Consider the following 22,356-nt stretch of genomic DNA (forward strand, 5'->3'; position numbering starts at 1 on the left):
GGCGTGAAGGTGGACCGGCTGGAGATCGAGTACGACCCGCGCACCGTGGTGGCCGCGGCCCGGGTGGCCGAGGCCGACGGGTGTGACGGCTTCTGGGTGGCCGAGACCCGGCACGACCCGTTCCTGGCGCTGGGCCGCGTGGCCGGGCAGGTGGAGCGGGTCGAGCTGGGCACGGCGGTCGCGGTGGCGTTCGCGCGCAACCCGATGAGCACCGCGGTGCAGGCCAACGACCTGCAACTGCTGTCGGGCGGCCGGTTCAACCTCGGCCTGGGCTCGCAGGTGGAGCCGCACGTCACCAAGCGGTTCGGCATGCCGTGGTCCCGGCCCGCCGCGCGGATGCGCGAGTTCGTGCTGGCCCTGCGCGCCATCTGGCACGCGTGGGAGACCGGCGAGCGGCTGAGGTTCCGCGGCGAGTTCTACACCCACACGCTGATGACGCCGTTCTTCGACCCCGGCCCGAACCCGCACGGCCCGCCGAGGGTGTGGCTGGCGGGCGTCGGCGAGCTGATGACCGAGGTCGCGGGCGAGGTGGCGGACGGCTTCCTGTGCCACACCTTCACCACCGAGCGGTACCTGCGCGAGGTGACGCTGCCCGCGTTGGCGCGCGGCCGGGCCAAGGCCCGCAAGCCGGTGGCCGGGCTGGAGGTGTGCGGGCCGTCGCTGGTGGCGTGCGACGAGCGGGGCGTGGCCGACGTGAAGCGGCAGATCGCGTTCTACGGCTCGACGCCCGCCTACCGCAAGGTGCTGGACCTGCACGGCTGGGGCGAGCTGCACGAGGAGCTGCACCAGCTCTCCCGGCGGCGGATGTGGGACGACATGGCCGCCGCGATCACCGACGAGGTCCTGGCCGCGTTCGCCGTCGTCGGCACGCCGGCGCAGGTGCGGGCCGAGGTCGACCGCCGCTACGGCGACGTGGTCACCCGGATCGCCGCGCCGGTGCTCAGGACCGGATGAGGTGGTGCCCGCTCGGCTCGTCGCGCGGCACCCAGTGCCGGAACAGCTCGGCCCGCGCCACGGCCCGCCGCACCCAGCGCCGCCGACCGACGCGCGCCGCCAGCACGGCCAGCGGCAGCGCCAAGACCGTCAGCACGACCATCGTGACCATCGCCATCACCTCCACGGTGGCAACGACACCGTCGCCCACACCTGACGCCAACGGTGAAAAGGTCACCCTGATGGAGCAGCATCGCCGACTCACCCCGTAGTCGACAAGGGCCGGGAAGGTGCCGGGTAAAGAAGAAGGACCAAGCCGGTACCCCGGCTTGGTCCTGTCCTCCATCCCGCGAGCCGCCTATCGGAATCGAACCGATGACCTGCTCATTACGAGTGAGCCGCTCTGGCCGACTGAGCTAAGGCGGCGAGACGCGACAACTATAGCCGAACTCCCCGGCGTCACCGAACCGGGGGTGCTTCGTTAGAGCAAAGGTGACGCCGCTCACGCGCGCGTCGCCCGATGACGCCGCTGTCAGGGAGGTCCGACCCGATGCGCCTGATGGCTGTGCCCGCCGCCGCCGTGCTGGTCGCGCTCTGCGCCGCACCCGCCCTCGCCCAGCCGACGACGACGCCGGTGCCGGGACCGCGCGACCCGAACCAGCCGCCGGTGTCCTCGGGGCCGCCGCTGAGCGCGCACGCGGTCGGTGACGCGGGCACCGGGCTGGCCGTGGTCCGGCTCGCGCCGGACTCGTCGCCCACCGGCACGATCCTGCCCGGCTTCGGCGAGCAACTGCCCCGGCAGTCGGCGGCCGAGATCGGCGTCGGCCTCGCCTCCGCCCAGGCGAACACCGAGGCGTACCTGTCCTATGAACGGGCGGTCGCGCAGGCGTCACCGCTGGGCTTCGCGGTGCAGGGCCGCGCGCCGCAGACGCCGGGCACGCTGGTGCAGACCGCTTCGCCGGACAACGCCGAGCCCGTCACCGGCGGCCTCACGCCGCCCGCCACCCCGCTGGACGCCCTGCTCAAGGTCGGCCTGCTCAACGGCAGCGCGCACGCCCGCTGGGACGACGAACTCGGTCCGTGCGTGTCGCCGCTCGCCGACGCCAAGACCTCCGTCGCGTCCCTGAGCGTCCTCAACGCCATCCCGACCCTGCCGAGCACCCCGGACCTCACCGGCCTGCTCACCCAGGACACGCCGAAGCTCGACGCGGCCGCCAAGCAGGCACTGATCGACGACGTCAAGCAGCTCACCGCGCCGCTGAGCCAACTCGGCGGCCTGCTCTCCGGCACACCCGACACGGGCGCGAACGGCTCGCTGCTGAGCCTGCCCGAGACGCTCGCCGCCCACTCCACCGTCGAGCTGGTCGACCTGCCGGGCAGCCCGAACAAGGCCGTGCGGTCGACGTCGACGCTCCAGGCCGCGAGCATCCGGCTCCTGGCCGGCACGCCCGCCGAGATCCGCGTCGACGTGGTGAGCCGGCCGACCCTGACCGCGCTGTCGACCGGTGACCAGGCCACGTCCGGGATCACGTACACCGCTCCCGTGCTGCGGGTCGGCCAGGGCGGCAGGGAACTGGGCACGCTCGACGCGGCCAACCCGAAGCTGGACGTCCCGATCGGCGTCACCGCCGGTCAGGAGCTGCCGCTCGTGGGCGCGTTGGCGGAAGGCCTGCCCAAGCTGGACATCGGCGTGCTGCGGTTGCAGGTGGCGCAGCTCAACCGGAAGGACATGGTGCTCGACGGCCCGCTCCAGCAGGGCGGACCTACCGTCAACGGGTACATGCTCGGCGCCACCGCACGCCTGCTCGACCTCCAGCTCCTGCCGACCGACGCGCTCGGCCTGCCGAACCTGCCGTCGGCGTTGGCGCAGGTGTCCCTGGGCGAGCAGATCGTGCGCGCGGCGGCCCCGAACGGCGGCGTGGTGTGCGCACCGGCGCAGGCGCCGCCGGGTGGTGGCGGCCAGGCGGCCCCACCCAAGAAGGGCCAACCGCTGGCCTACACGAACGCCGCCTACAAGACGGTGCCGATCTTCTGGACCGGCACGGCGCTGCTGCTGGTCGGCGTGGTGCTGGTCGCCGCCCTGCCGGCCCGCCGCCGCCCGCTGACGCCGTGATCAGCCCCGCTGGAGCGTGGTGAGCATGGCCTCGATGGCGATCCGCGGCTTCACGTTCAGCTCCAGCGCGGTCCGGCAGTCCAGCACGGCCTCCAGCCGGCGCAACGCCGACTCCGGCGTCCACGAGGAGGCCGCCGCGCGCGCGTCCTCGGCCCGGTCCGGGTGGTTGAGCACAGCGGGCGCGCCGGTCGCGGTCACCAGCACGTCCCGGTAGAACGCGGCCAGGTCGACCAGCGCCTGGTCCAGCGAGTCGCGCTGGGTGCGGGTGGCCCGCGACTTCTGCCGCTTCTCCAGGTCCTTCAGCGCGCCCTTGGCCCCGCGGGTCGCGGCGGCCGTGCCCTTGCCCGTGCCGCCCGCGCCCATCGCGGTCTCCAACGCCTCGCGCTCGGCCTGGTCGCGGCCCTCGTTCGCGGTCTGCGCGTCACCCTCGGCGGCCGACACGAGCTGGTCGGCGCAGGTGAAGATGTCCGCGGGCCGGCGCAGCGCCATCGGGATGCGCAGCACGGCCTCGCGCCGGGCCCGCGACTGCTCGTCGGTGGCCAGCCGCCGCGCCCGGCCCACGTGCCCGCCGCACACCGAGGCCGCCCACGACGCCACCTCCGGCGCCACGCCCTCGACCTCCAGCGCCGCCGCGATCGACGCGGTCCGGGGGGTGGCCAGCGACACGATCCGGCACCGCGACCGGATGGTCACCGACACGTCGTCGGGGTGGTCCGACGGCGCGCACAGCAGGAACACGGTCCGCGCGGGGGGTTCCTCCACCGCTTTGAGCAGCGCGTTCGCCGCACCCTCGGTGAGCCGGTCGGCGTCGGCGATGATCACCACCTGCCAGCGCCCGGACGTCGGCCGCCGGGCCGACACCTGCACCAGCGACCGCATCTCGGCCACCGAGATCGACAGGCCCTCGGGCGCGACCACCCGCACGTCGGCGTGCGTCCCCGCCAGGGTCGTGTGGCACCCGGCGCACGAGCCGCAGCCCGGCCGGTCGTCCACGGCGGTGCACTGCAACGCGGCGGCGAACGCCCGTGCCGCCACCGAGCGACCCGAGCCGGGCGGCCCGGTGAACAGCCACGCGTGGGTCATCGCACCCGGCGCGGGCGACCCGCCCGCCACGATCGACGCGGCCGCCTCCGCCGCCGCCGACAGCACCTCGACCGCCTCGGGCTGGCCGACGACGTCGCCCCACACACCACGGTTCACGAGGCGACCGTACCGATCCGTCAGGACGTCTCCGCCACCGGCTCGGCGGGCATCCGGGTCCGCCGCGCGAGCAGCGGGAGCACGGCGGAGCGCACCCGTTCGGCGACCTCGTCCTCGGTGCCGTCGGCGTCGACCACGACGTAGCGCTCCGGGTCGGCCGAGGCCATGTCGGTCAGCAGCTTCTGCACCCGCCAGTGGTGCTCGACGGTGTCCAGCGTGCCGCCGGAGGCCCGCACCTGCGACGGCGTGCGGTCCAGCAGCACGGTCATGTCCGGGCGCAGCCGCCCGGTGGCCCAGTCGACCAGGCCCTCGACCTCGCGCGGCTCCACGCTGCCCGCCGCGCTGAAGTGCGCCAACGGGCTGTCCACGTACCGCTCCATCACGACCAGCGCGCCGTTGTCCAGCGCGGGCCGCACCTCGCGCTCCACCACGTCGGCCCGCACGGCGGCGGCCACCAGCGCGTGCGCCCGCACGCCCGCCAGGTCCGCGGTGGACAGCAGGTTGCGCAGCCGCTGCTCGTCCAGGTCCGGGTCGGAGGCCAGCACGACCTCGCGGCCGCTCTCGCGCAACGCCTCGGCCAGCCGTCTGGCCTGCACGGACGTGTCCTGCCGGGTGTCACCCTCGACGGCGATGAGCACGCCGGCGGTCCGCCGGGCCCGGCGGCGCAGCGCGGCGAGCAGGTCGGACAGGATCGGCTCGGACCGCCGGTTGTCCATCTGCCGGTAGGCGATCAGCCCGAGCAGGGCGGCGATCACGCCCGCGCCGAACATCACCGGCCGCGTGCCGTCCACCACCATCGGGTGACCGAAGATCGTGACCGTCCGCTTCTGCACCAGCGTGACCAGCAGCGGCGCGGCGGCGGACGCCGCGAACAGCACCACCTTGAGCAGCGACTGGAGCAGCGCCACGGTCCGGCCGCGCATCGCGTCCTCGACCTGCGAGCCGACGATGGTCAGGCCGGTCAGGAACGCCATGCCCGCCGACGCGCCGACGCACGCCACCGCGACCAGCGCCACCCACAGGTGCGGCGCGAACGCCACGAACAGCAGGCTCACGCCGGCGACCAGGATCGTCACGCCGAACAGCCGGTCGTAGGGCAGCCGCCGGGCCATCCGCGGCGCGGTCGCCATGCCCAGCGCCAGGCCCGCGAACACGGCCACGAACAGCAGGCCGAACGTGGAGTCGCCGCCCAGCAGCGACAGCGAGTAGGGGGTGGCCGTGCCGATCACCGCGCCGGCCGCGGCGAACGCGCCGATCATGCCGATGACCAGGCCGCGGACCAGCGGCGTGCGGGCGGCGTACTTCATGCCGTCGCGCAGCATGGCGAAGAAGCCCGGCGCCTCGCCGTTCTCCCGGGTGCGCTTGACCGCGGCGATCCGGCCGGACAGCTCCGGGATGCGGGTGGCCACGATGATGGCCGACGTCACGTACAGCGCGCCGTTGACCATGACCGCGATGGTCGCGATGCGGAACTCGAGGTCGCTGTTCTGCAGGCCGAGGTAGCCGGGGATGCCGGAGATGATCGAGTACAGGCCCGCGCCGGAGATGACCGAGATGCCGTAGGTCATCACCAAGCCGAGCTGGTTGGCCGTCTCCACCTGGTCGGGCCGGCGCAGCAGGTTCGGCACCGCCGAGTCCTTGGCCGGGATCCACAGCATCGCGCAGCAGCCGACCAGGAAGTTCGCGATGAACAACCACCACGCCGTGCCGACCAGCGCGATCGAGATGAACAGGCCGCCGCGCAGCAGGTCGCAGACCACCATGATCTTGCGGCGGTCGAACCGGTCCGCGAGCACGCCGCCGAGGGGCGCGAACAGGATTCCGGGCAGCAGCTGGGTCAGGACCACCAGGCTGAGCGAGAAGCTCTGCCACTGGTAGCTGTCCATCATCTTGGTGACCAGGCCCGTCAAGGCCAGCAATGACAGCCAGTCACCAACGCTGCACAGATAGGTGACACCCCAGAGCCTGCGGAACGGCCGGATCGCCAACACGCTGCGAATCCGGTGGCTGGTCGAGGCCGCTGTGCCGCCGTCTTGGATGGTGCTCACCCCCGCCGATGGTGCAGGCAGTCAGGGTAGCCGGACCGGTTCACCCGCCTGACCACATCCGCCGTTCGGGTGACCGAAGCGAGATCATCGCAGTAGGTCGACCACTGCCTCGATGATCTCACGCACCACGTTGAAGAGCAGCCCGCTGAGCGCGGCCAGCACGACCAGGCACCCGATCAGCCCGGCCTTGCCCTTCTTCGGCCCCGGTGGCGCGGTCGGCGGGACGACCGGCTGCTGTGCCTGACGAGGTGCCGGCCGCGCGCGCGACCCGGGCACGGCGGGCTGCCCCTGGACGTGCTGGACGGGCCGGGGTGGGGCCGACCGTCGGGCCGTCGCCCGGGGCGGCGCAACGCCCTCCGGGTCGGGCGCTGGAGGCGGCACGACGACCGGAACCACCTGGTCGGGTGCCCGGTAGGGCTGCTCGCCCGTCACCAGGCCCGCGAGCGGGTCCGGGAACACGGGCGGGGGCGGGGGCGGCTGCGTCCCGTCGTGACCGGTCCGACCGGTACCCGAGTCGTCCACCGCCCCGCCTCCCCTAGCTCTTCGACTTCGCCGGAGCCTTCTTGCGCGCGGGCGCCTTCTTGGCCGCCGGTGCCTTCTTCTTCGTCGTCGGCCCCTTGGCCCGCTTCTCGGCCAGCAGCTCGGCCGCCCGCTCGTCGGACAGGCCCTCGACGCTGTCGGACTTGCGCAGCGACGCGTTGGTCTCGCCGTCGGTCACGTACGGGCCGAACCGGCCCTCCTTGACCACCATCGGCTTGCCGGAGACCGGGTCCGCGCCCAGTTCCTTCAACGGCGGCGCGGCCGCGGCCCGGCCCCGCTTCTTCGGCTCGGCGTAGATCTTCAGCGCCTCGTCGAGGGTGACCGTGAAGAGCTGGTCCTCGCTGGTCAGCGACCGCGAGTCGGTGCCCTTCTTCAGGTAGGGCCCGTACCGGCCGTTCTGCGCGGTGATCTCCGCGCCGGTCTCCGGGTCCTTGCCGACCACGCGCGGCAGCGAGAGCAGCTTGAGCGCGTCGTCCAGCGTCACCGAGTCCAGCGACATCGACTTGAACAGCGAGCCGGTGCGCGGCTTCGGCGCCTTCTTCGCGCCCTCGGCCGCCTCGGGCAGCACCTCCGTCACGTACGGCCCGAACCGGCCCTCCTTGGCCACGATCTCGTGCCCGGTGACCGGGTCGGTGCCCAGCGAGCGGCCCTCCTGCGGGGTGGCGAACAGCTTCTCCGCGATGTCGCGGTTCAGCTCGTCCGGCGGCAGGTCGTCGGGCAGGTTCGCCCGCTGCGCGCTGACCGCGCCGTCCGGGCCCTCGACCTCGCGCTCCAGGTACGGCCCGTAGCGGCCGACCCGGACGTAGACCGTGCGGCCCTCCAGGTCGGGGAACAGCGGGATCGAGTTGACCTCGCGGGCGTCGATCTCCTCGACGCTCGACCCGACCAGCTTCTTCAACCCGCCGGACCGGCCGACCGACGACTCGGGGCCGACGTTGCCGCCGAAGTAGAACCCGGACAGCCACGTGGTGCGCTCCTGGCGGCCCGCGGCGATGCCGTCGAGCTCGTCCTCCAGCGCGGCGGTGAAGTCGTAGTCGACCAGCCGGCCGAAGTGCTGCTCCAGCAGCCCGACCACGGCGAACGCCACCCACGACGGGACCAGGGCGGAGCCCTTCTTCCACACGTAGCCGCGGTCCTGGACGGTGCTGATGATCGAGGCGTAGGTGGAGGGCCGGCCGATGCCCAGCTCCTCCATCGTCTTGATCAGGCTCGCCTCGGTGAAGCGGGGCGGCGGTGACGTCGAGTGGCCGTCCGCGGACAGCTCGGCGGCCAGCAGCGACTGGTCCTTGACGAGCTGCGGCAGGCGCGACTCGGCGTCGTCGGACTCGCCGCCCGCCTCCGAGTCGACCGTCTCCACGTAGGCCTTGAGGAAGCCCGCGAAGGTGATCGTGCGGCCGGACGCGGCGAACGTGACGTCCTCGCCGCCCGCCGTGGTGCCGGAGATGCGCACCGAGGTCGTGTTGCCCCGGGCGTCGGCCATCTGGGAGGCGATCGTGCGCTGCCAGATCAGCTCGTAGAGCTTGAACTCGTCGGACTCCAGCTCACGGGCCACCTGGCCGGGCGTGCGGAACACCTCGCCGGCCGGGCGGATGGCCTCGTGCGCCTCCTGCGCGTTCTTGACCTTGCGGGTGTACTGGCGCGGCTCCTTGGACACGAACTGCGCGCCGTACAGCTCGGTGGCCTGCGCCCGGGCCGCCGCGATCGCGGTCTCCGACAGCGTCGTGCTGTCGGTGCGCATGTAGGTGATGTAGCCGTTCTCGTAGAGCTTCTGCGCGGTGCGCATGGTGCGGTCCGCGGAGAAGCGCAGCTTGCGGCCCGCCTCCTGCTGCAGCGTGGAGGTCATGAACGGCGCGTACGGCTTGCGCGTGTACGGCTTCTCCTCCACCGACGAGACCGTCATGGTGGCGTTGACCAGGCCGTCCGCGATGGCCCTGGCCTGCGCCTCGTCCAGCACGCGGACGTCGGAGCCGGCCTTCAGCCTGCCGTCGGAGCCGAAGTCGCGGCCCGCGGCCAAGCGGGTGCCGTCGACCGCGATCAGCCGGGCGCCGAACGTGCGCGGCGCGGCGTCCTCGCCCGCGTCCATGGTCGCCGAGACGTCCCAGTACGAGGCGGTGACGAACTTCATCCGCTCGCGCTCGCGCTCGACCACGATCCGGGTCGCCACGGACTGCACGCGGCCCGCCGAGAGCTTCGGCATGACCTTCTTCCACAGCACCGGGCTGACCTCGTAGCCGTAGAGGCGGTCGAGGATGCGGCGGGTCTCCTGCGCGTCCACCAGGTCCTGGTCCAGGTCGCGCGGGTTCGCGGCGGCGGCGAGGATCGCGGGCTCGGTGATCTCGTGGAACACCATCCGCCGGACCGGGACCTTCGGCTTCAGCGTGTCCAGCAGGTGCCAGGCGATGGCCTCGCCCTCGCGGTCGCCGTCTGTCGCCAGGTACAGCTCGTCGACGTCCTTGAGCAGCTCCTTCAGCTCGGCGACGGTCGACTTCTTGTCCGGCGTGACGACGTAGAGCGGCTCGAAGCCGTGGTCCACGTCCACGCCGAGCCGGGCCCACGACATGCCCTTGTACTTGGCGGGCACGTCGGCCGCGCCGCGGGGCAGGTCCCTGATGTGCCCCTTGGATGACTCCACGACGAAGTCGTTGCCGAGGTAGGACGCGATCTTCCGCGCCTTCGCGGGCGACTCGACGATCACCAACCGCCGGTTGCCGCTCGCTGATCCCCCGTTTGTCTTCCTCGCCCGTGTCGATCCAGCCACGCCGTCCCGCTCTCTTCGAACACTGTGTCCCGACCCGCCAGTGTGCACTGTCCTTTGTCGCCGCTGGGCAGCCCTGGTCGGGACAGGGTGACACAACTGTGCCGGATCCTCCGCCAACCCGACGCGCTACGCGGCCGGCCAGGTGCGTTCAGCGACGCCCCGCGGGGCCCGTCCGACCAGCTCGGCGAGCCGTTCGAGCCGTCGCCTGCCGGCCACGCGCAGCGCCGGCCCGCCGGCTCTCCCGGTCAAGAGTGTCGAGGGCAGGCCCGACGTGGCCAATGCTTTTCGCAACGGTTCGTGCGTGTCGGGGGCTTCCGGGTCGAGGCCGAGGAGGTACCCGGAGCCGGACTCGACCCATCGGCCGGACGCGAGCGCCCACAGCCGCAGCGCCGCGCCGTCGAGGGCGAAGTCGGGTGGGACGACCTTGCGGTCGCCGTCGAGCCACCGGGCCGCCAGCCCGGCCAGGTCGGTGCGGAAAGCCGTCACGACCTGCCACGACTCGGTGAACTCGGGCTCCGGCCCCACCGCCTCGGGTTCGGCCGCCCCGGGTTCGGCCGCCCCGGGTTCGGCCGCCCCGGCGCCGGCCGCGGGTTCGGCGTCCGGCTCGGGCTCGGGTGCCGCCGGTCGGCTCCGGCCCGAACCGATCACCACGGGTGCGAAGCCGTCCTGCTCGTCGTCGACCGGGGCGTCGAGCACCTCGTCCAGCGGCTCGTCCGGTGCGGTGCCGTCGGGAACGTCCCCGTCCTGGGGGAGCCCGTCCGGGGGTACCTCGTCCGGGTGGATGCCGTCCGGGGCGCCGCACCCAGTCACCGGCTCGTCCCCGGCCTCGACCCGCACCGGCGTCCTGACCAGCTCGAACCGCGCCTGCACGCCCCGCTCGGCCAGCGCCGCCACGACCGCGGCGGCCCGGTCCCGGGTGTCGAGGGCGATCGACACCCGGGCCGCACGTCCGCGGGCGAAGCCCAGCGCCCGGCCGGGCCCGCACAGCAGGCCCGCCAGGTCACCGACGCAAGGCTGTCTCGCCTCGGCCGAGTAGAAGGACAGTTGCCCCACGAAGACGCAGCGTAGAACACACGTTCGACCACGGCCAGTCTCCGAAGGGCTGAACCACCGACCCCATCGGCCTCACGAGTCACAGCGGTGTCAGCCGCCCAGGCTCTTCAGCGTCTCCGTCATCGCCACGCACTCCGGCGCCTGCTTGAACGCCTCGCCCAGCTTCGGGTCGTCCTGGAGCTTCTTGATCTGCTCCTGGAGCTTGGACGGGTCGGCCTGGTCGCCGCCCAGCTGCTCCAGCTTGGTGGCGAACTCCGGGTCGGCCGGGTCCAGCGCGGCCAGCTCGGTGTTGACCTCGGTCAGCGTCTTGCCGGAGTCGGTGAAGAACTTCACCAGCTCGTCGTGCAGCTCCTGGCTCTCGGCCGACGGCGCGCCGAGGTCGTCCAGCTTCCCGCCCGCCTCGGTGAGCGACTTGCCCGCCTTGGAGCTGTAGTCCAGCAGCGCGGCCTTCTGCACGGCCGGGTCCTCCGCGCCGCCCTCGAACATCGTCTTGAGCAGGGTCATCACGCCCTCGATCGTGGGCCCGATGCCCTCGCAGAACGTGCCGGTCCACTTGACCGGGTCGGCGTTGGCCGCCGCGGTCGCGGTCGTGGTCGTGGTGGTGGCCGACGAACCGCCGGTCGAGGACGACGAAGAGCCGCCACCGCCGCACGCCGCCGTGACCAGAACGGCGGCGAACGCGCCGGCCAGCGCAACACGGTGCTTCACGAAATGCCCCCCAAATCGGTGAAAAAGGTGAGGGGGCAACCTACTACGAAGTCGGTGTGGCGGTCTCCGACGGCCTCAACGTCCGCAGGTCCTGGCAGGCCGCGGCCTTCTCGGCGGCCGACGCCAGCTCCGGCACCGACTCCAGCTCCTTCAGCGGCGCGAAGAACGCATCCATCCGGGTGATCGCCTCACCAGCGGCCTGAAGCCCGCCCACGGGGTCGTTCGCGTCCGCCGCCTCGGTGGCGGCCTTGGCGTCGGTGAAGTTCTTCGCGAGGTCGGTGAAGGTCACCGCCATCTTCTCCACGTACTCGTCACCGCCCGGCACCGGCGACGGCCCGACCTCGCGCAGCCTGGCCGCGGTCCGGGCGGACGCGTCGGCCAGCTGGCCCATGTACGCGGCCATCTCGGCCTTGCCCTTCGCGGGGTCGTTCGGGTCGACCTGCGGCGGCTTCCTCGGCCCCGCGACGAACGTCGTCGTCGCCGTGCACACCTTGTCCATGTACGCCACCGCCGCGGTGTCGGACGGTGTGGCGGACGACGACGTGGGCGCGGTGGAGTCACCCCCGGACCCGCACCCGGCGACCACCACGACCAGGGCGGTCGTGGCGACCAGCGGAAGAAGTCTCATCAGGGTGCTCCCCCTCCGTCTCGGCGTTCCACCGAACAGTGTGCCCCCATCCGGGCGCGGCCACCCGGCCCACCCGTGATGCGCGAGGGCGGGGTGCCTCCGACCGCGGCACCCCGCCCCCTACCCACGCGTCACGCGGAGGTCGTCGCCTCCGCGGGGGTGTCGGCGATCGCCGTGCCGCGCCGCTTGGACACGACCACGGCCGCCACGATGACCACCGCCGCGACGATCGCGATGGCGTACCGGACGCCCGCCGACTCGCCCGAGCCGACGGTGAAGCCGACGATGGCGGGCGCGATCAGCACCGAGACCAGGTTCATCACCTTGATCAGCGGGTTGATGGCCGGGCCGGCGGTGTCCTTGAACGGGTCGCCGACCGTGTCGCCGATGACGGTCGCGGCGTGGGCGTCGGAGCCCTTGCCGCCGTGGTTGCCGTCCTCGACCAGCTTCTTCGCGTTGTCCCAGGCGCCACCGGAGTTGGCCAGGAACACCGCCATCAGCGTGCCGGTCGCGATCGCGCCGGCCAGGTACCCGGCCAGCGGGCCCACGCCGAGGCCGAAGCCGACCGCGATGGGCGCCAGCACGGCCAGCAGGCCGGGGGTGGCCAGCTCGCGCAGCGAGTCCTTCGTGCAGATGTCGACGACCTTGCCGTACTCCGGCTTGACCGTGCCGTCCATGATCCCGGGGTTGTCGCGGAACTGGCGGCGCACCTCGAACACGATCGCGCCCGCCGCGCGGGTCACCGCGTTGACCGCGAGACCGGAGAACATGAACACCACGGCCGCACCGATCAGCACGCCGACCAGCACGTTCGGGCTGAACACCACGTTGCTGAACGACACCGGCACCTCGCCCAGGCCCACCTGGACGTCCCGCAGCGCCTGGTCGATGGCGTCCTTGTAGGAGCCGAACAGCGCGGTCGCCGCCAGCACGGCGGTGGCGATCGCGATGCCCTTGGTGATCGCCTTGGTCGTGTTGCCGACCGCGTCGAGCTCGGTGAGGATCTGCGCGCCCTCGCCGTCGACGTCGCCGGACATCTCGGCGATGCCCTGCGCGTTGTCGGAGACCGGGCCGAAGGTGTCCATGGCCACGATGACGCCGACCGTGGTCAGCAGGCCGCAGCCGGCCAGCGCGACCGCGAACAGCGACACGACCACCGAGCCGGACAGCAGGAACGCGCCGTACACCGCGCCGCCGATGACCAGCGCCGTGTAGACCGCCGACTCGAAGCCGACCGAGATGCCGGACAGGATGACGGTCGCCGCGCCGGTGAGCGAGGTGCGGCCGACCTCCTTGACCGGCTTGTGCTCGGTGCCGGTGAAGTAGCCGGTCAGCCACAGGATGACGCCCGCCAGCACGATGCCGATGATCACCGCGATGGCGGCGATCAGGGCCGGGTTGCCGGAGGTGCGCGCGATGTCCTCGGACACGCCCGCCAGGCCCGCGAACGAGCTGGGCAGGAAGACGAACGCCGCCACCGTGCACAGCACGGCCGAGATGACCGCCGAGATGTAGAACGAGCGGTTGATCGCGGTGAGGCCGTTCTCGCCGGTGCGGGCGCTGGTGATGTAGACGCCGATGACCGCCGTGAGCACACCGATCGCGGGCACGATCAGCGGGAACAGCAGGCCCTTCGCGCCGAACGCGGCCGTGCCGAGGATCAGCGACGCCACCAGGGTGACGGCGTAGGACTCGAACAGGTCCGCCGCCATGCCGGCGCAGTCGCCGACGTTGTCGCCCACGTTGTCGGCGATGGTCGCGGCGTTGCGCGGGTCGTCCTCGGGGATGCCCTGCTCGACCTTGCCGACCAGGTCCGCGCCGACGTCGGCGGCCTTGGTGAAGATGCCGCCGCCGACCCGCATGAACATGGCGAGCAGGGCCGCGCCGAAGCCGAAGCCCTCCAGCACGCGCGGCGCCTGGCCCACGTAGACGAACACGACCAGGGCCGCGCCGAACAGGCCGAGACCGACGGTGAACATGCCGACCACGCCGCCGGTGCGGAACGCGATCCGCATGGCCTTCTCCCGGCCGCCCGCCTCCTTGGCCGCGGCGGCGACGCGCACGTTCGCGCGGGTCGACAGCCACATGCCGAGGTAGCCGATGACGGCGGAGAAGCCGGCGCCGACGAGGAAGAACAGCGACCTGCCGATCCGCTCGCCGATGTCCTCGGCGGGAAGCGCGAACAGCAGCACGAACACGACGACGACGAAGATGCCGAGCGTTCGGAACTGCCGGTTGAGGTAGGCCGCTGCGCCCTCTTGGACCGCTTTGGCGATGTCCTGCATCTTGGAGGTGCCCTGGCCCGCGGCCAGCACCTCCCGGAGCAGCACGTAGCCCACGGCCAGGGCAGCCAGGGCGACCACGGCGACCACGGCGACGAGGCCGCGATCACCTCCGGAGAGCTCGAGGCCCTCCGCGAGGAATTGCCGGGACATCCGTCCTCCTGGTGAGTTTTCCAAGCCCAATGCCAGGCCATCCCGCTGATGTGAGGCGGGTCACTCACGCGACTGTCAGCCCCGACACAACGTGATGCACCCCTCATTGGATGCGATAGCGGCGGAGTCTATTCATAGTGCGCAAGGAGGCAACGATCAGTCCCGATCCGTACACACACCGTTATCCGCACAGGCAGGGTTGGGATGTCGGTCCGGTGTGCGAAGCTGCGCTTCGTGGCGAACCAGGGACGACGTTTGCTGGACCGGGTCCTCGCCGGGGTTCCGGCCGGCGAATCGCCGTTGACGCACACCGAAGAGCAGCCCGCACGGCCCGCACAGCCCGTCGCGTGGCCGTCGTGGACGCCGGAACCGGTGGTGTCCGCGCTGGTGGAGCGGGGTGTGGCCCAGCCGTGGCGGCACCAGGTGGAAGCAGCGACGCGGGCGTGGTCGGGATCACACGTAGTGGTGGCGACCGGTACCGCTTCGGGGAAATCGCTGGCGTACCAATTGCCGGTGTTGAGCGCGTTGACCGTTGATCCGCGGGCGACCGCGCTCTACCTGTCGCCGACCAAGGCGTTGGGCGCGGACCAGTTGAGATCGGTCACCGGTTTGGGCGTGTCGGGCGTGCGCGCCGCGTCGTTCGACGGCGACACGCCGATGGCGGAACGCGATTGGGTGCGCGCCCACGCCAACTGGGTGTTCAGCAACCCCGACATGCTGCACCGGGGCGTGCTGCCCAACCACGCCCGGTGGATCAGGTTCCTGCGCCGGCTGTCGTACGTGGTGGTCGACGAGTGCCACACGTACCGCGGTGTTTTCGGCTCGCACGTGGCGTTGTTGCTGCGGCGGTTGCGGCGGGTCGCGCAGCGGTACGGCGCGGACCCCGTGTTCGTGCTGGCGTCGGCGACGGTGGCGGATCCGGCGGCGTCGGCCTCGGCGCTGCTCGGCGCGGACGTGGTGGCGGTGACGGAGGACGGGTCGCCGCGCGCCGGGCGGACGGTGGCGTTGTGGGAGCCGCCGCTGCTGGACGACCTGGAGGGCGAGAACGGCGCGCCGGTGCGGCGGTCGGCGGGCGCGGAGACCGCGCGCATCCTGGCGGACCTGGTGGTGGAGGGCGCGCGGTCGTTGGCGTTCGTGCGGTCGCGGGTGGGCGCTGAGCTGACCGCCCTGGGCGCGCGGCGGGTGCTGTCGGAGGTCGACCCGTCGCTGGCGCCGCGGGTGGCCGCCTACCGGGGCGGGTACCTGCCGGAGGAGCGGCGGGCGTTGGAGCGGGCCGTGTCGTCGGGTGAGCTGCTGGGCGTGGCCACGACGAACGCGTTGGAGCTGGGCGTCGACATCGTCGGGTTGGACGCGGTGGTGGTGGCGGGGTTCCCGGGCACGCTGGCGTCGTTCTGGCAGCAGGCCGGGCGGGCGGGGCGGACCGGGGACTCCGACGCCCTGGTGGTGTTCGTGGCGCGGGACGACCCGTTGGACACCTACCTGGTGCACAACCCGGCGGCGGTGCTGGAGAAACCGGTCGAGGCGACGGTGCTGGACCCGACGAACCCGTACGTGCTGGAGCCGCAACTGGCGTGCGCGGCGGCCGAGCTGCCGCTGACGCCGGAGTCGCTGGCCTCGTTCGGCGGTGACGCGGCGCTGGCCGTGGTGGAGGACATGACCGCGCGGCGGGTGCTGCGGCGGCGGCCGAACGGCTGGTACTGGACGTCCCACGACCGGCCGCACGGCGCCGTGGACATCCGAGGGTCCGGTGGCGAGCAGGTCGTGGTGGTGGAGGCCGACTCGGGGCGGATGCTCGGCACGGTCGACCCCGGTTCGGCGTGCTGGCAGGTGCACTCCGGCGCGGTGTACCTGCACCAGGGCGAGTCGTACGTGGTGGACGAGCTGGACCTCGACGCCGGCCTGGCGATGGTGCACGCGGAGAAGCCGGACTGGACGACGACCGCCCGTGACACCAAGGACATCTCGGTGGTGCGGGTGCTGGAGAAGCGCGAGTACGACGGGGTGACGGTGTGCCTGGGCGAGGTGGAGGTGACCTCGCAGGTCGTCGGCTACCTGCGCAAGCTGCCGTCCGGCCGGGTGATCGACTCGGTGCCGTTGTCGCTGCCCGCGCAGACGCTGGTGACGCGGGCCGTCTGGTACACGGTGTCGGCCGAGTTGCTGGGCACCGAAGTGCCGGGCACCGGGTCGTCGGGCAGTGCGCCGGGGGGCGCCGGTCTGACTCCGGCGCGCGTCCCCGGCGCACTGCATGCCGCCGAACACGCGGCGATCGGCCTGCTACCGCTCTTCGCGACCTGTGACCGCTGGGACATCGGCGGAGTCTCGACCGCACTGCACGAGGACACCGGGGAGGCGACGGTGTTCGTGCACGACGGTCATCCCGGGGGAGCCGGGTTCGCCGACCGCGGGTTCAACGCGGTAGTCCCGTGGTTGGTCGCTACTAGGGAGGCCATCGCGGCTTGCGCGTGTCCGGCCGGGTGCCCGTCCTGCGTGCAGTCGCCGAAGTGCGGGAATGGCAACGATCCGCTGGACAAGGCGGGCGGTGTGGCCGTGCTGGACGTCGTGCTCGGGGTGGTCGGGGAGAGACACCACGACGTCCGGCACGGCCACGTCGGTCACGACCGGTCGGCGGCGACCAGGCCGTAGTCGGAGGTGCGCTCGGCGGCCTGCACCAGGGCCTCGCGGACCACGTCCACGTGCGGCAGGCGCCACGCGCAGATCTGCGGCTTGACCCGCCAGTGCACGACACCGACCTGGCCGGGGCTCGGCGGCAGCGGGACGTACTCGCCCTGGCCGTAGTGCTTGACGTCCGGGTGGGCGACCGGCGTGCCGCCGGAGGCGACCAGGAACATCCAGCGGCCTTCGGGGGTGGCCACGATCGGCACCGGGATGCCGGCGGCGCGCAGCTCCACCGCGGCCCGGCGGCCGAGGTCGGTGCCCACCTCGACGGCGTCCACGCCGTGGCCGGTGGCGAGCAGGATGCTGTAGGAGTGGCCCGCCCACCAGGTGGCGACCTGCTCCGCCTTCGTGCCGATGCGCTCCTGCCAGTCGCCGTGCACCGGCACCGGGCCGCTGTCCTCGACGCCGTCACGCCCGGCCCACCGGTCACCCGCCGGATAGGTGCCCGGCAGCACAGGCCACCCGTGCCACGCGAGGTTGACCGCCTCTGCGCGCAGCTCGATGCGGAAGGCCCCGCGCCAGCTATCCGACCACTCCATCTTTCGTTCGCCTCCTGCGTCTGCGTCCACGACACCGTGTCGCGTGTTGTTCGACACCGTGTCGGTGCCACCACTTGAACTAACGCCATGACCGGCGGCTTTGGTAAGCGCTTGTCGGCAACTGGTCGTTGTGGCACGGCGAGCGCAGCCGGCGGGGGCGTGCGGCAGAACGGCGTGCCGGCCGCTCACCCCCGCCCAACCCGCGGATCTGCGGTCGTGTGAGTCCGCTCACCGCCGACGGGCGACCGTTCGTCGCGCCGACCAGGGGTCACCGTTCGGCCGGACCGGCCCGCGCCCGCGCGCTGGGCGCGCCGAACACCGTGCTTCCACCCGACACGCGGACCTCCACCTCCCACCCCTCCACCAGGCACTCGACCAACCGACCACCCATCCGCTCGACCACCCACCGAGCCCGCGCACAGGCGTGCGCCACCCCGCCGCCCAACTGCCCCGCCGCCGCCACCGCCGCCAAGTCCGCCGCCGCACTGGCCCGATGCCGACCAACCACCGCCTCCCCCACCTGCACCGCCCCCACCACCAACGCGAACCAGACGCCCACCACCGCGACCGCCACCACCGACGCCGCCCCACGGTCATCCCCACCCGATCGCAACCACCACCTCCGACTCCCCCTCACCGCCCGCTCACCCCCTGTCTCCTCTCCCGACCGCCGCCTGCCACCACCGTCCGCCGCCCACCACCCACTCATCGCCGCACCTGCACCACCCGGCACCCCATCCAGGACCGCCGCTCCTCCGCTCAGCCCGGACCAGCCCGCCTCCTCCAGGAGCGGCCAACGCGCCGCTACCTCCCGCCGGCACCGGCCGCGCCGCCGTTCCGCTCACCGCCCGCCGACCGCACCCACCACCACCTCGCCGCCCGGCCCGCCACCCGCCGTCACCCACCAGCCGGGCGCCGCCACCCGCTCCTCCGCCGCTCGTCCGGTCCGCCACCTCCCGCCTTCCCCCACCGACCGCACCGCCCTCACCCGGCGACCACCCCCGGTTCCACCACCGCGTAGGCCTTGGCCCGCAGCTCGACGCCCAGCCGTGAGAAGACGACCTCGACCGAGGCCGTGTCCTCCTCACGCCACACCGTCCACCGCGCCCCTTCCGGCGCCAGCGCCTCGACGACCCCGGCGACGCGCGCGTCGTCACCCCGGGCCACCAACCGGGCCGCTTCCCGGGCCGCGTCCGTGCACCGGAGCTGCTCCACGACCGCCATCACGGCGGCCATGCCGAGCACGAGCACGGCGACCAACCCGCACACCGCCACCGCTGCCTCGACCGTCACCCCGCCCCGGTCGTCACCGAGCACACCCCGTCTCACGCATCCACCGTGAAGGCACGTTGCAGCAACGCCTTCAGCAGCACTTGCATCCAGTCACCGCTGATCAGCGAGTACAGGAGCAGGCCGAGCGCGGCGGCGGCGAGCGTGCCGATCGCGTACTCCACCGTCGACATACCGCGGTCGTCCGACAAGGTTCGCCCCACCACAACCATCTTCCACTCCGATCATCCACTGTGGACAGTTACCAGTCGTCGCCGACACCGGCGACGATGCCGAGCACCACCGGAACGACACCAAGGCACAGGAACGCGGGCAGGAAGCACAGCGCCAGCGGCCCGGCGACGAGCACCGAGGCGCGTTGCGCCCGGGCTTCGGCCTGGTCGGACACCCTTGCGCGCGCCTCCGCGGCCAGGTCGGACGCCGCACCGGCCAACGCCGCGCCCGACCGCGCGGTCCGGCGTGCCGCGCGGGCCAGCGGCGCGGTCTCCGGGTGTGCGAGGGCGCCGGCCCACGCCCGCACCGGGTCCGCGCCCAAGGCCAGCAGGTCGACCACCTCGCGCAAGCGCTCGGCCGGCCCCGGTGGCACGCCCGGCAGCACGGCGCGCACCGCTCCCGCCACCGGCAGACCCGCCCGCAACGCGGCGGCGAGCAGGTCCCAGGTCGCCGCCGCGGCGAACGGGTCAGGCGGCCGGGCCTTCGGCTCGGGTTGTCGCGTGGCCCTCGGTCTCACCCTGGCCGCAGCCTTGGTCGGCCCGGGGAACAGGACGACCGCCAGCGCGAGCAGCAGCACGCTCACGCGATCACCTGCCTGGTCAACCGGCCGCTCCACCGCAGGCCCGCGCAGATCAGGACCACCCCGACGACCAGCAGCACCTGTCCGGGCGGGGTGCCGGACAGGACCGCCAACGGCCCCGCGCCGCCGAGTTCGCCCAGCACCACGCCGAACAGCGGCAGCCCGGCCAGCACCGCCGCACCCGCCCGCGGACCGGCCATGCGTGCGTGGACCTGCCCGGCGAAGGCCACGCGCCGGTCGAGGTCGCGGCGGACCGCGTCCACCACATCGGCCAGCGGCACGCCGTGCACCGCCGACAGCCGCCACGCGCGGGCCAACTGGTGCGCGTCCGGGAAGTCGGCGAGCGCCGCCTCCACGTCGCCGCCCCGCGACGACGTCGCCGCGATGGCCCGCAGCACGTCCGTCGCCGGCCGCTGCGCGTCCTCCGCCGCGCCCATCGCCGCCTTGGCCGGGTGCGCGCCCGACCTCAACTCGGCGACGAACGCCTGCACCCCGTCGGCCAACGCGACGGACGCCGCGAGCCGGTCACGTTGCCGCGTCGTCTCGCGGTACGTGCGCCACACCGTCGCCGCCAGCAACCCGCCCGCCATCGCCCCGCCGACGCCCACCAACGCACCCAGCGCGATCCCCACGACCACGGCCACCGCCCGGTTCGGCTTCGGCGGTTCCCACCTGCGCCTGGTCCCGGCCAGGCGTCGTCGCGCCCGCGCCGACGGCACCACCAGCAGCGCCACGGCCAGCAACACCAGGCTCATCGCGCTCCCACCAGGACCCTGAGCACCGCTCCGGCTTCCTGCCAACCGCCGTCACGGCGCCAGGCGGGTCGGACGACGAGGTGGCCGGAACGCCGTTCCAGCACGCCGATCTCGGCCAGGTACCGGGTGCCGTCACGGGCGCGGCGCATGTGCAGCACCACCTTCACCGCCGCGGCCAGTTGGCTGTGCAGGGCGTGCCGGTCGAGCCCGCCGAGCGCGGCCAACGCCTCCAGCCGCGCGGGCACCTCGGCCGGCGAGTTGGCGTGCAACGTCCCCGCGCCGCCGTCGTGCCCGGTGTTCAGGGAGGACAACAGCTCGCAGACCTCCGCACCCCGCACCTCGCCGACCACGATCCGGTCGGGCCTCATCCGCAACGCCTGCCGGACCAGCTCCCGCATCGTCACCTCGCCCGCGCCTTCGACGTTCGGGCCGCGCGCCAGCAGCCGGACGACCTGCGGGTGGTCGGGCTGGAGTTCGCCCGCGTCTTCCACGCAGACCACCCGTTCGCCGTGCGGGACGCACCCCAGGAGGGCGGCGAGGAGCGTCGTCTTGCCCGAACCCGTGCCGCCGACGACCAGGAAGGCCAGCCGGGCGACCACGATGTCCCGCAGGAGGTCCGCGGTCGCCTGGTCGAACGTGCCGCACGCCGCCAACGTCGCCAGGTCGTGCACCGCCGGGCGGAGGACCCGCAATGACAGGCAGGTGAACGGCGAGATCGGCGGCAACACCGCGTGCAACCGCACCGAGCCGGGCAGCCACCCGTCGACGTACGGTGCCGCGTCGTCCAACCGCCGCCCCGCCGCCACCGCGAGCCGCTGCGCCAACCTGCGGACGGCGGCCTCGTCGGGGAAGGAGACGTCGGTGCGGCGCAACCCGCCGGCCCCGTCCACCCACACCTGATCCGACCGGGTGACCAGGACATCGGTGGTGTCCGGGTCCCGCAACAACGCCTCGAGCGGCCCGGCACCGACGAACTCCTGCCGCAGCACCGCGAGCGCCCGCTGGACGTCCTCGTCACCGAGCACCCCACCGGCCTCGCCGCGCACCGCCGCCGCCACGGCCGCCGAGGTGAGATCCACGCGCCCACTGGCCAACCTCAGCCGGACGCGGTCAACGAGATCGTTCACGACCACCCTCCTCCCGCGACGGTCGAGGCCGCCGTCCCACGACTTCCCGAGCCGCGTCGACCAAGCCCTGCCGCCCATCACCCGCCCCCGCCGGAAGTGCCGCGGCCAACTCGGCGAGGACGAGCGTCGACAACAACTCCGGCCGACATCGCCGGAACCCGACGGGCTCCCGGAACGCGGGATGCCGCCTCACGTGGGGCCCGCGCTCACACGTCACGCCCCACCTCCGCAACCCGCACCGGCACGGCGGTGGACTGGCGCTGAGGGCGTCGGGGCACGGCCTGGGTGGTTGAGATCAGTCGTCATGAAGCACCTCCAGAGGTTGGGGTGACGTGGGGGAACGGTTGGGGTCGGTGAGCTCGCGGCTTCGCCGAGCGAATCGGTCGCCGGCCGTTGTCGACAGTGGCCGGACCTGCCGGCCATCCCTTCGCTGCCAGGGCAACCGGGTCTCGGCAGGGCACGCTGGTCTTCCACTGCCCGTCGAGTGCGATGACCGATCACGAGCCACCGACGGAAGCCGACAAGGTCACCGGCCGGTCGGGCATGGCAGACATCCACAGTGGGCTGGGAGGAGCCGGGATCACCGGCGCACCATCCACTGCGACAACCACCGAAGACCGAGGCGGTGGACGAGGTCACCGCGAGCCACCGCCGGAAGACGGCCGGACCTCACCGGCGACCCGGAGTGCAGCCGGGCATCGTCCGCGACGGGGAGGCCGGGACCGCCGGTGGGCCATCCGCCGCGAGGGCGGCGACCGGG

20 protein-coding genes and 1 tRNA gene are annotated in these 22,356 nt (G+C 73.0%); 3 read left to right on the forward strand and 18 right to left on the reverse strand.

From position 1 onward, the window contains the following. Positions 1–3: 3 nt before the first annotated feature. Positions 4–954 (forward strand): TIGR03617 family F420-dependent LLM class oxidoreductase, encoded by a 951-nt coding sequence (locus FHX81_RS19635; protein WP_141979550.1) that lies wholly within the window; start codon positions 4–6, stop codon positions 952–954. Here FHX81_RS19635 and FHX81_RS40625 read toward each other — a convergent pair. Both FHX81_RS40625 and FHX81_RS19640 read right to left on the reverse strand, forming a co-directional pair. Further along, the gene (locus tag FHX81_RS40625) at positions 941–1,111 is read right to left on the reverse strand and encodes a hypothetical protein (protein WP_170232097.1); all 171 of its coding nucleotides are present in this window, start codon (positions 1,109–1,111) and stop codon (positions 941–943) included. The genes FHX81_RS19635 and FHX81_RS40625 overlap by 14 nt on opposite strands. Positions 1,112–1,285: 174 nt before the next feature. Continuing rightward, positions 1,286–1,359, reverse strand: a tRNA-Thr gene (locus FHX81_RS19640). A gap of 124 nt (positions 1,360–1,483) precedes the next feature. Between FHX81_RS19640 and FHX81_RS19645 the strand changes: the two genes are divergently transcribed. Continuing rightward, the gene (locus tag FHX81_RS19645; RefSeq protein WP_141979551.1) at positions 1,484–3,046 is read left to right on the forward strand and encodes a hypothetical protein; all 1,563 of its coding nucleotides are present in this window, start codon (positions 1,484–1,486) and stop codon (positions 3,044–3,046) included. On the opposite strand, the gene FHX81_RS19650 is transcribed toward FHX81_RS19645, so the two are convergent. The 8 genes from FHX81_RS19650 to FHX81_RS19690 form a co-directional block, all read right to left on the reverse strand. Then, positions 3,047–4,246: a DNA polymerase III subunit delta' gene (locus FHX81_RS19650; RefSeq protein ID WP_141979552.1), complete on the reverse strand. Its 1,200-nt coding sequence runs from the start codon at positions 4,244–4,246 to the stop codon at positions 3,047–3,049. It abuts the gene before it with no gap. A gap of 20 nt (positions 4,247–4,266) precedes the next feature. Then, entirely contained in the window at positions 4,267–6,294 is a 2,028-nt protein-coding gene (locus FHX81_RS19655; protein ID WP_246107891.1) for a bifunctional MFS transporter/dTMP kinase, read from the reverse strand. A gap of 84 nt (positions 6,295–6,378) precedes the next feature. Then, positions 6,379–6,816: a hypothetical protein gene (locus tag FHX81_RS19660; protein ID WP_141979554.1), complete on the reverse strand. Its 438-nt coding sequence runs from the start codon at positions 6,814–6,816 to the stop codon at positions 6,379–6,381. Positions 6,817–6,829: 13 nt separating this feature from the next. After that, a complete protein-coding gene (gene topA, locus FHX81_RS19665) occupies positions 6,830–9,592 on the reverse strand; it encodes a type I DNA topoisomerase (RefSeq protein ID WP_141979555.1) in 2,763 nt (920 codons plus the stop codon). Between the two features lie 126 nt (positions 9,593–9,718). After that, positions 9,719–10,645, reverse strand: a complete 927-nt coding sequence (locus tag FHX81_RS41325) for a hypothetical protein (protein ID WP_211363517.1) — start codon at positions 10,643–10,645, stop codon at positions 9,719–9,721. A 90-nt stretch (positions 10,646–10,735) separates the two neighbouring features. Continuing rightward, positions 10,736–11,353 carry a hypothetical protein gene (locus FHX81_RS19680; RefSeq protein WP_141979556.1) on the reverse strand — a complete coding sequence of 206 codons (618 nt, stop codon included), beginning with the start codon at positions 11,351–11,353 and terminating at the stop codon, positions 10,736–10,738. A 43-nt stretch (positions 11,354–11,396) separates the two neighbouring features. After that, positions 11,397–11,981: a hypothetical protein gene (locus FHX81_RS19685; RefSeq protein ID WP_141979557.1), complete on the reverse strand. Its 585-nt coding sequence runs from the start codon at positions 11,979–11,981 to the stop codon at positions 11,397–11,399. A gap of 131 nt (positions 11,982–12,112) precedes the next feature. Beyond that, positions 12,113–14,416 (reverse strand): sodium-translocating pyrophosphatase, encoded by a 2,304-nt coding sequence (locus FHX81_RS19690; RefSeq protein ID WP_141979558.1) that lies wholly within the window; start codon positions 14,414–14,416, stop codon positions 12,113–12,115. A 204-nt stretch (positions 14,417–14,620) separates the two neighbouring features. Between FHX81_RS19690 and FHX81_RS19695 the strand changes: the two genes are divergently transcribed. Continuing rightward, positions 14,621–17,059: a DEAD/DEAH box helicase gene (locus tag FHX81_RS19695; RefSeq protein WP_141979559.1), complete on the forward strand. Its 2,439-nt coding sequence runs from the start codon at positions 14,621–14,623 to the stop codon at positions 17,057–17,059. On the opposite strand, the gene FHX81_RS19700 is transcribed toward FHX81_RS19695, so the two are convergent. The 8 genes from FHX81_RS19700 to FHX81_RS19730 form a co-directional block, all read right to left on the reverse strand. Continuing rightward, complete coding sequence (locus FHX81_RS19700; RefSeq protein WP_141979560.1) at positions 17,029–17,631, reverse strand: bifunctional DNA primase/polymerase; 603 nt, start codon at positions 17,629–17,631, stop codon at positions 17,029–17,031. The two genes, FHX81_RS19695 and FHX81_RS19700, sit on opposite strands and share 31 nt — an antisense overlap. Positions 17,632–17,899: 268 nt before the next feature. Then, positions 17,900–18,340, reverse strand: coding sequence for an Rv3654c family TadE-like protein (locus tag FHX81_RS42095; protein ID WP_141979561.1), 441 nt, complete (start codon positions 18,338–18,340; stop codon positions 17,900–17,902). A 132-nt stretch (positions 18,341–18,472) separates the two neighbouring features. Next, positions 18,473–18,619, reverse strand: a complete 147-nt coding sequence (locus FHX81_RS40630; protein WP_170232098.1) for a hypothetical protein — start codon at positions 18,617–18,619, stop codon at positions 18,473–18,475. Continuing rightward, positions 18,616–18,960 (reverse strand): TadE family type IV pilus minor pilin, encoded by a 345-nt coding sequence (locus tag FHX81_RS19710; protein WP_141979562.1) that lies wholly within the window; start codon positions 18,958–18,960, stop codon positions 18,616–18,618. Before FHX81_RS19710 ends, FHX81_RS40630 begins: the two co-directional genes overlap by 4 nt. Beyond that, a complete protein-coding gene (locus FHX81_RS19715) occupies positions 18,957–19,124 on the reverse strand; it encodes a DUF4244 domain-containing protein (protein ID WP_425473831.1) in 168 nt (55 codons plus the stop codon). Before FHX81_RS19715 ends, FHX81_RS19710 begins: the two co-directional genes overlap by 4 nt. Before the next feature lie 38 nt (positions 19,125–19,162). Further along, positions 19,163–19,717: a type II secretion system F family protein gene (locus FHX81_RS19720; protein WP_141979564.1), complete on the reverse strand. Its 555-nt coding sequence runs from the start codon at positions 19,715–19,717 to the stop codon at positions 19,163–19,165. Further along, on the reverse strand, positions 19,714–20,469 hold the full coding sequence (locus FHX81_RS19725) for a type II secretion system F family protein (protein WP_141979565.1): 756 nt from the start codon (positions 20,467–20,469) through the stop codon (positions 19,714–19,716). Before FHX81_RS19725 ends, FHX81_RS19720 begins: the two co-directional genes overlap by 4 nt. After that, positions 20,466–21,596 (reverse strand): TadA family conjugal transfer-associated ATPase, encoded by a 1,131-nt coding sequence (locus tag FHX81_RS19730; RefSeq protein WP_246107892.1) that lies wholly within the window; start codon positions 21,594–21,596, stop codon positions 20,466–20,468. Before FHX81_RS19730 ends, FHX81_RS19725 begins: the two co-directional genes overlap by 4 nt. Between the last annotated feature and the right edge of the window lie 760 nt (positions 21,597–22,356).

This window comes from Saccharothrix saharensis (assembly GCF_006716745.1).
Classification (GTDB): domain Bacteria; phylum Actinomycetota; class Actinomycetes; order Mycobacteriales; family Pseudonocardiaceae; genus Actinosynnema; species Actinosynnema saharense.

What these genes read in the sequence shown, in the direction of transcription:
- FHX81_RS19695 (WP_141979559.1), top strand. Translation starts at nt 14,621, where the DNA reads ATGTCGGTCCGGTGTGCGAAGCTGCGCTTCGTGGCGAACCAGGGACGA.
- FHX81_RS19645 (WP_141979551.1), top strand. Translation starts at nt 1,484, where the DNA reads ATGCGCCTGATGGCTGTGCCCGCCGCCGCCGTGCTGGTCGCGCTCTGC.
- FHX81_RS19700 (WP_141979560.1), bottom strand. Translation starts at nt 17,631, where the DNA reads ATGGAGTGGTCGGATAGCTGGCGCGGGGCCTTCCGCATCGAGCTGCGC.
- FHX81_RS19690 (WP_141979558.1), bottom strand. Translation starts at nt 14,416, where the DNA reads ATGTCCCGGCAATTCCTCGCGGAGGGCCTCGAGCTCTCCGGAGGTGAT.
- FHX81_RS19685 (WP_141979557.1), bottom strand. Translation starts at nt 11,981, where the DNA reads ATGAGACTTCTTCCGCTGGTCGCCACGACCGCCCTGGTCGTGGTGGTC.
- FHX81_RS19725 (WP_141979565.1), bottom strand. Translation starts at nt 20,469, where the DNA reads ATGAGCCTGGTGTTGCTGGCCGTGGCGCTGCTGGTGGTGCCGTCGGCG.
- FHX81_RS42095 (WP_141979561.1), bottom strand. Translation starts at nt 18,340, where the DNA reads ATGAGTGGGTGGTGGGCGGCGGACGGTGGTGGCAGGCGGCGGTCGGGA.
- FHX81_RS40625 (WP_170232097.1), bottom strand. Translation starts at nt 1,111, where the DNA reads ATGGCGATGGTCACGATGGTCGTGCTGACGGTCTTGGCGCTGCCGCTG.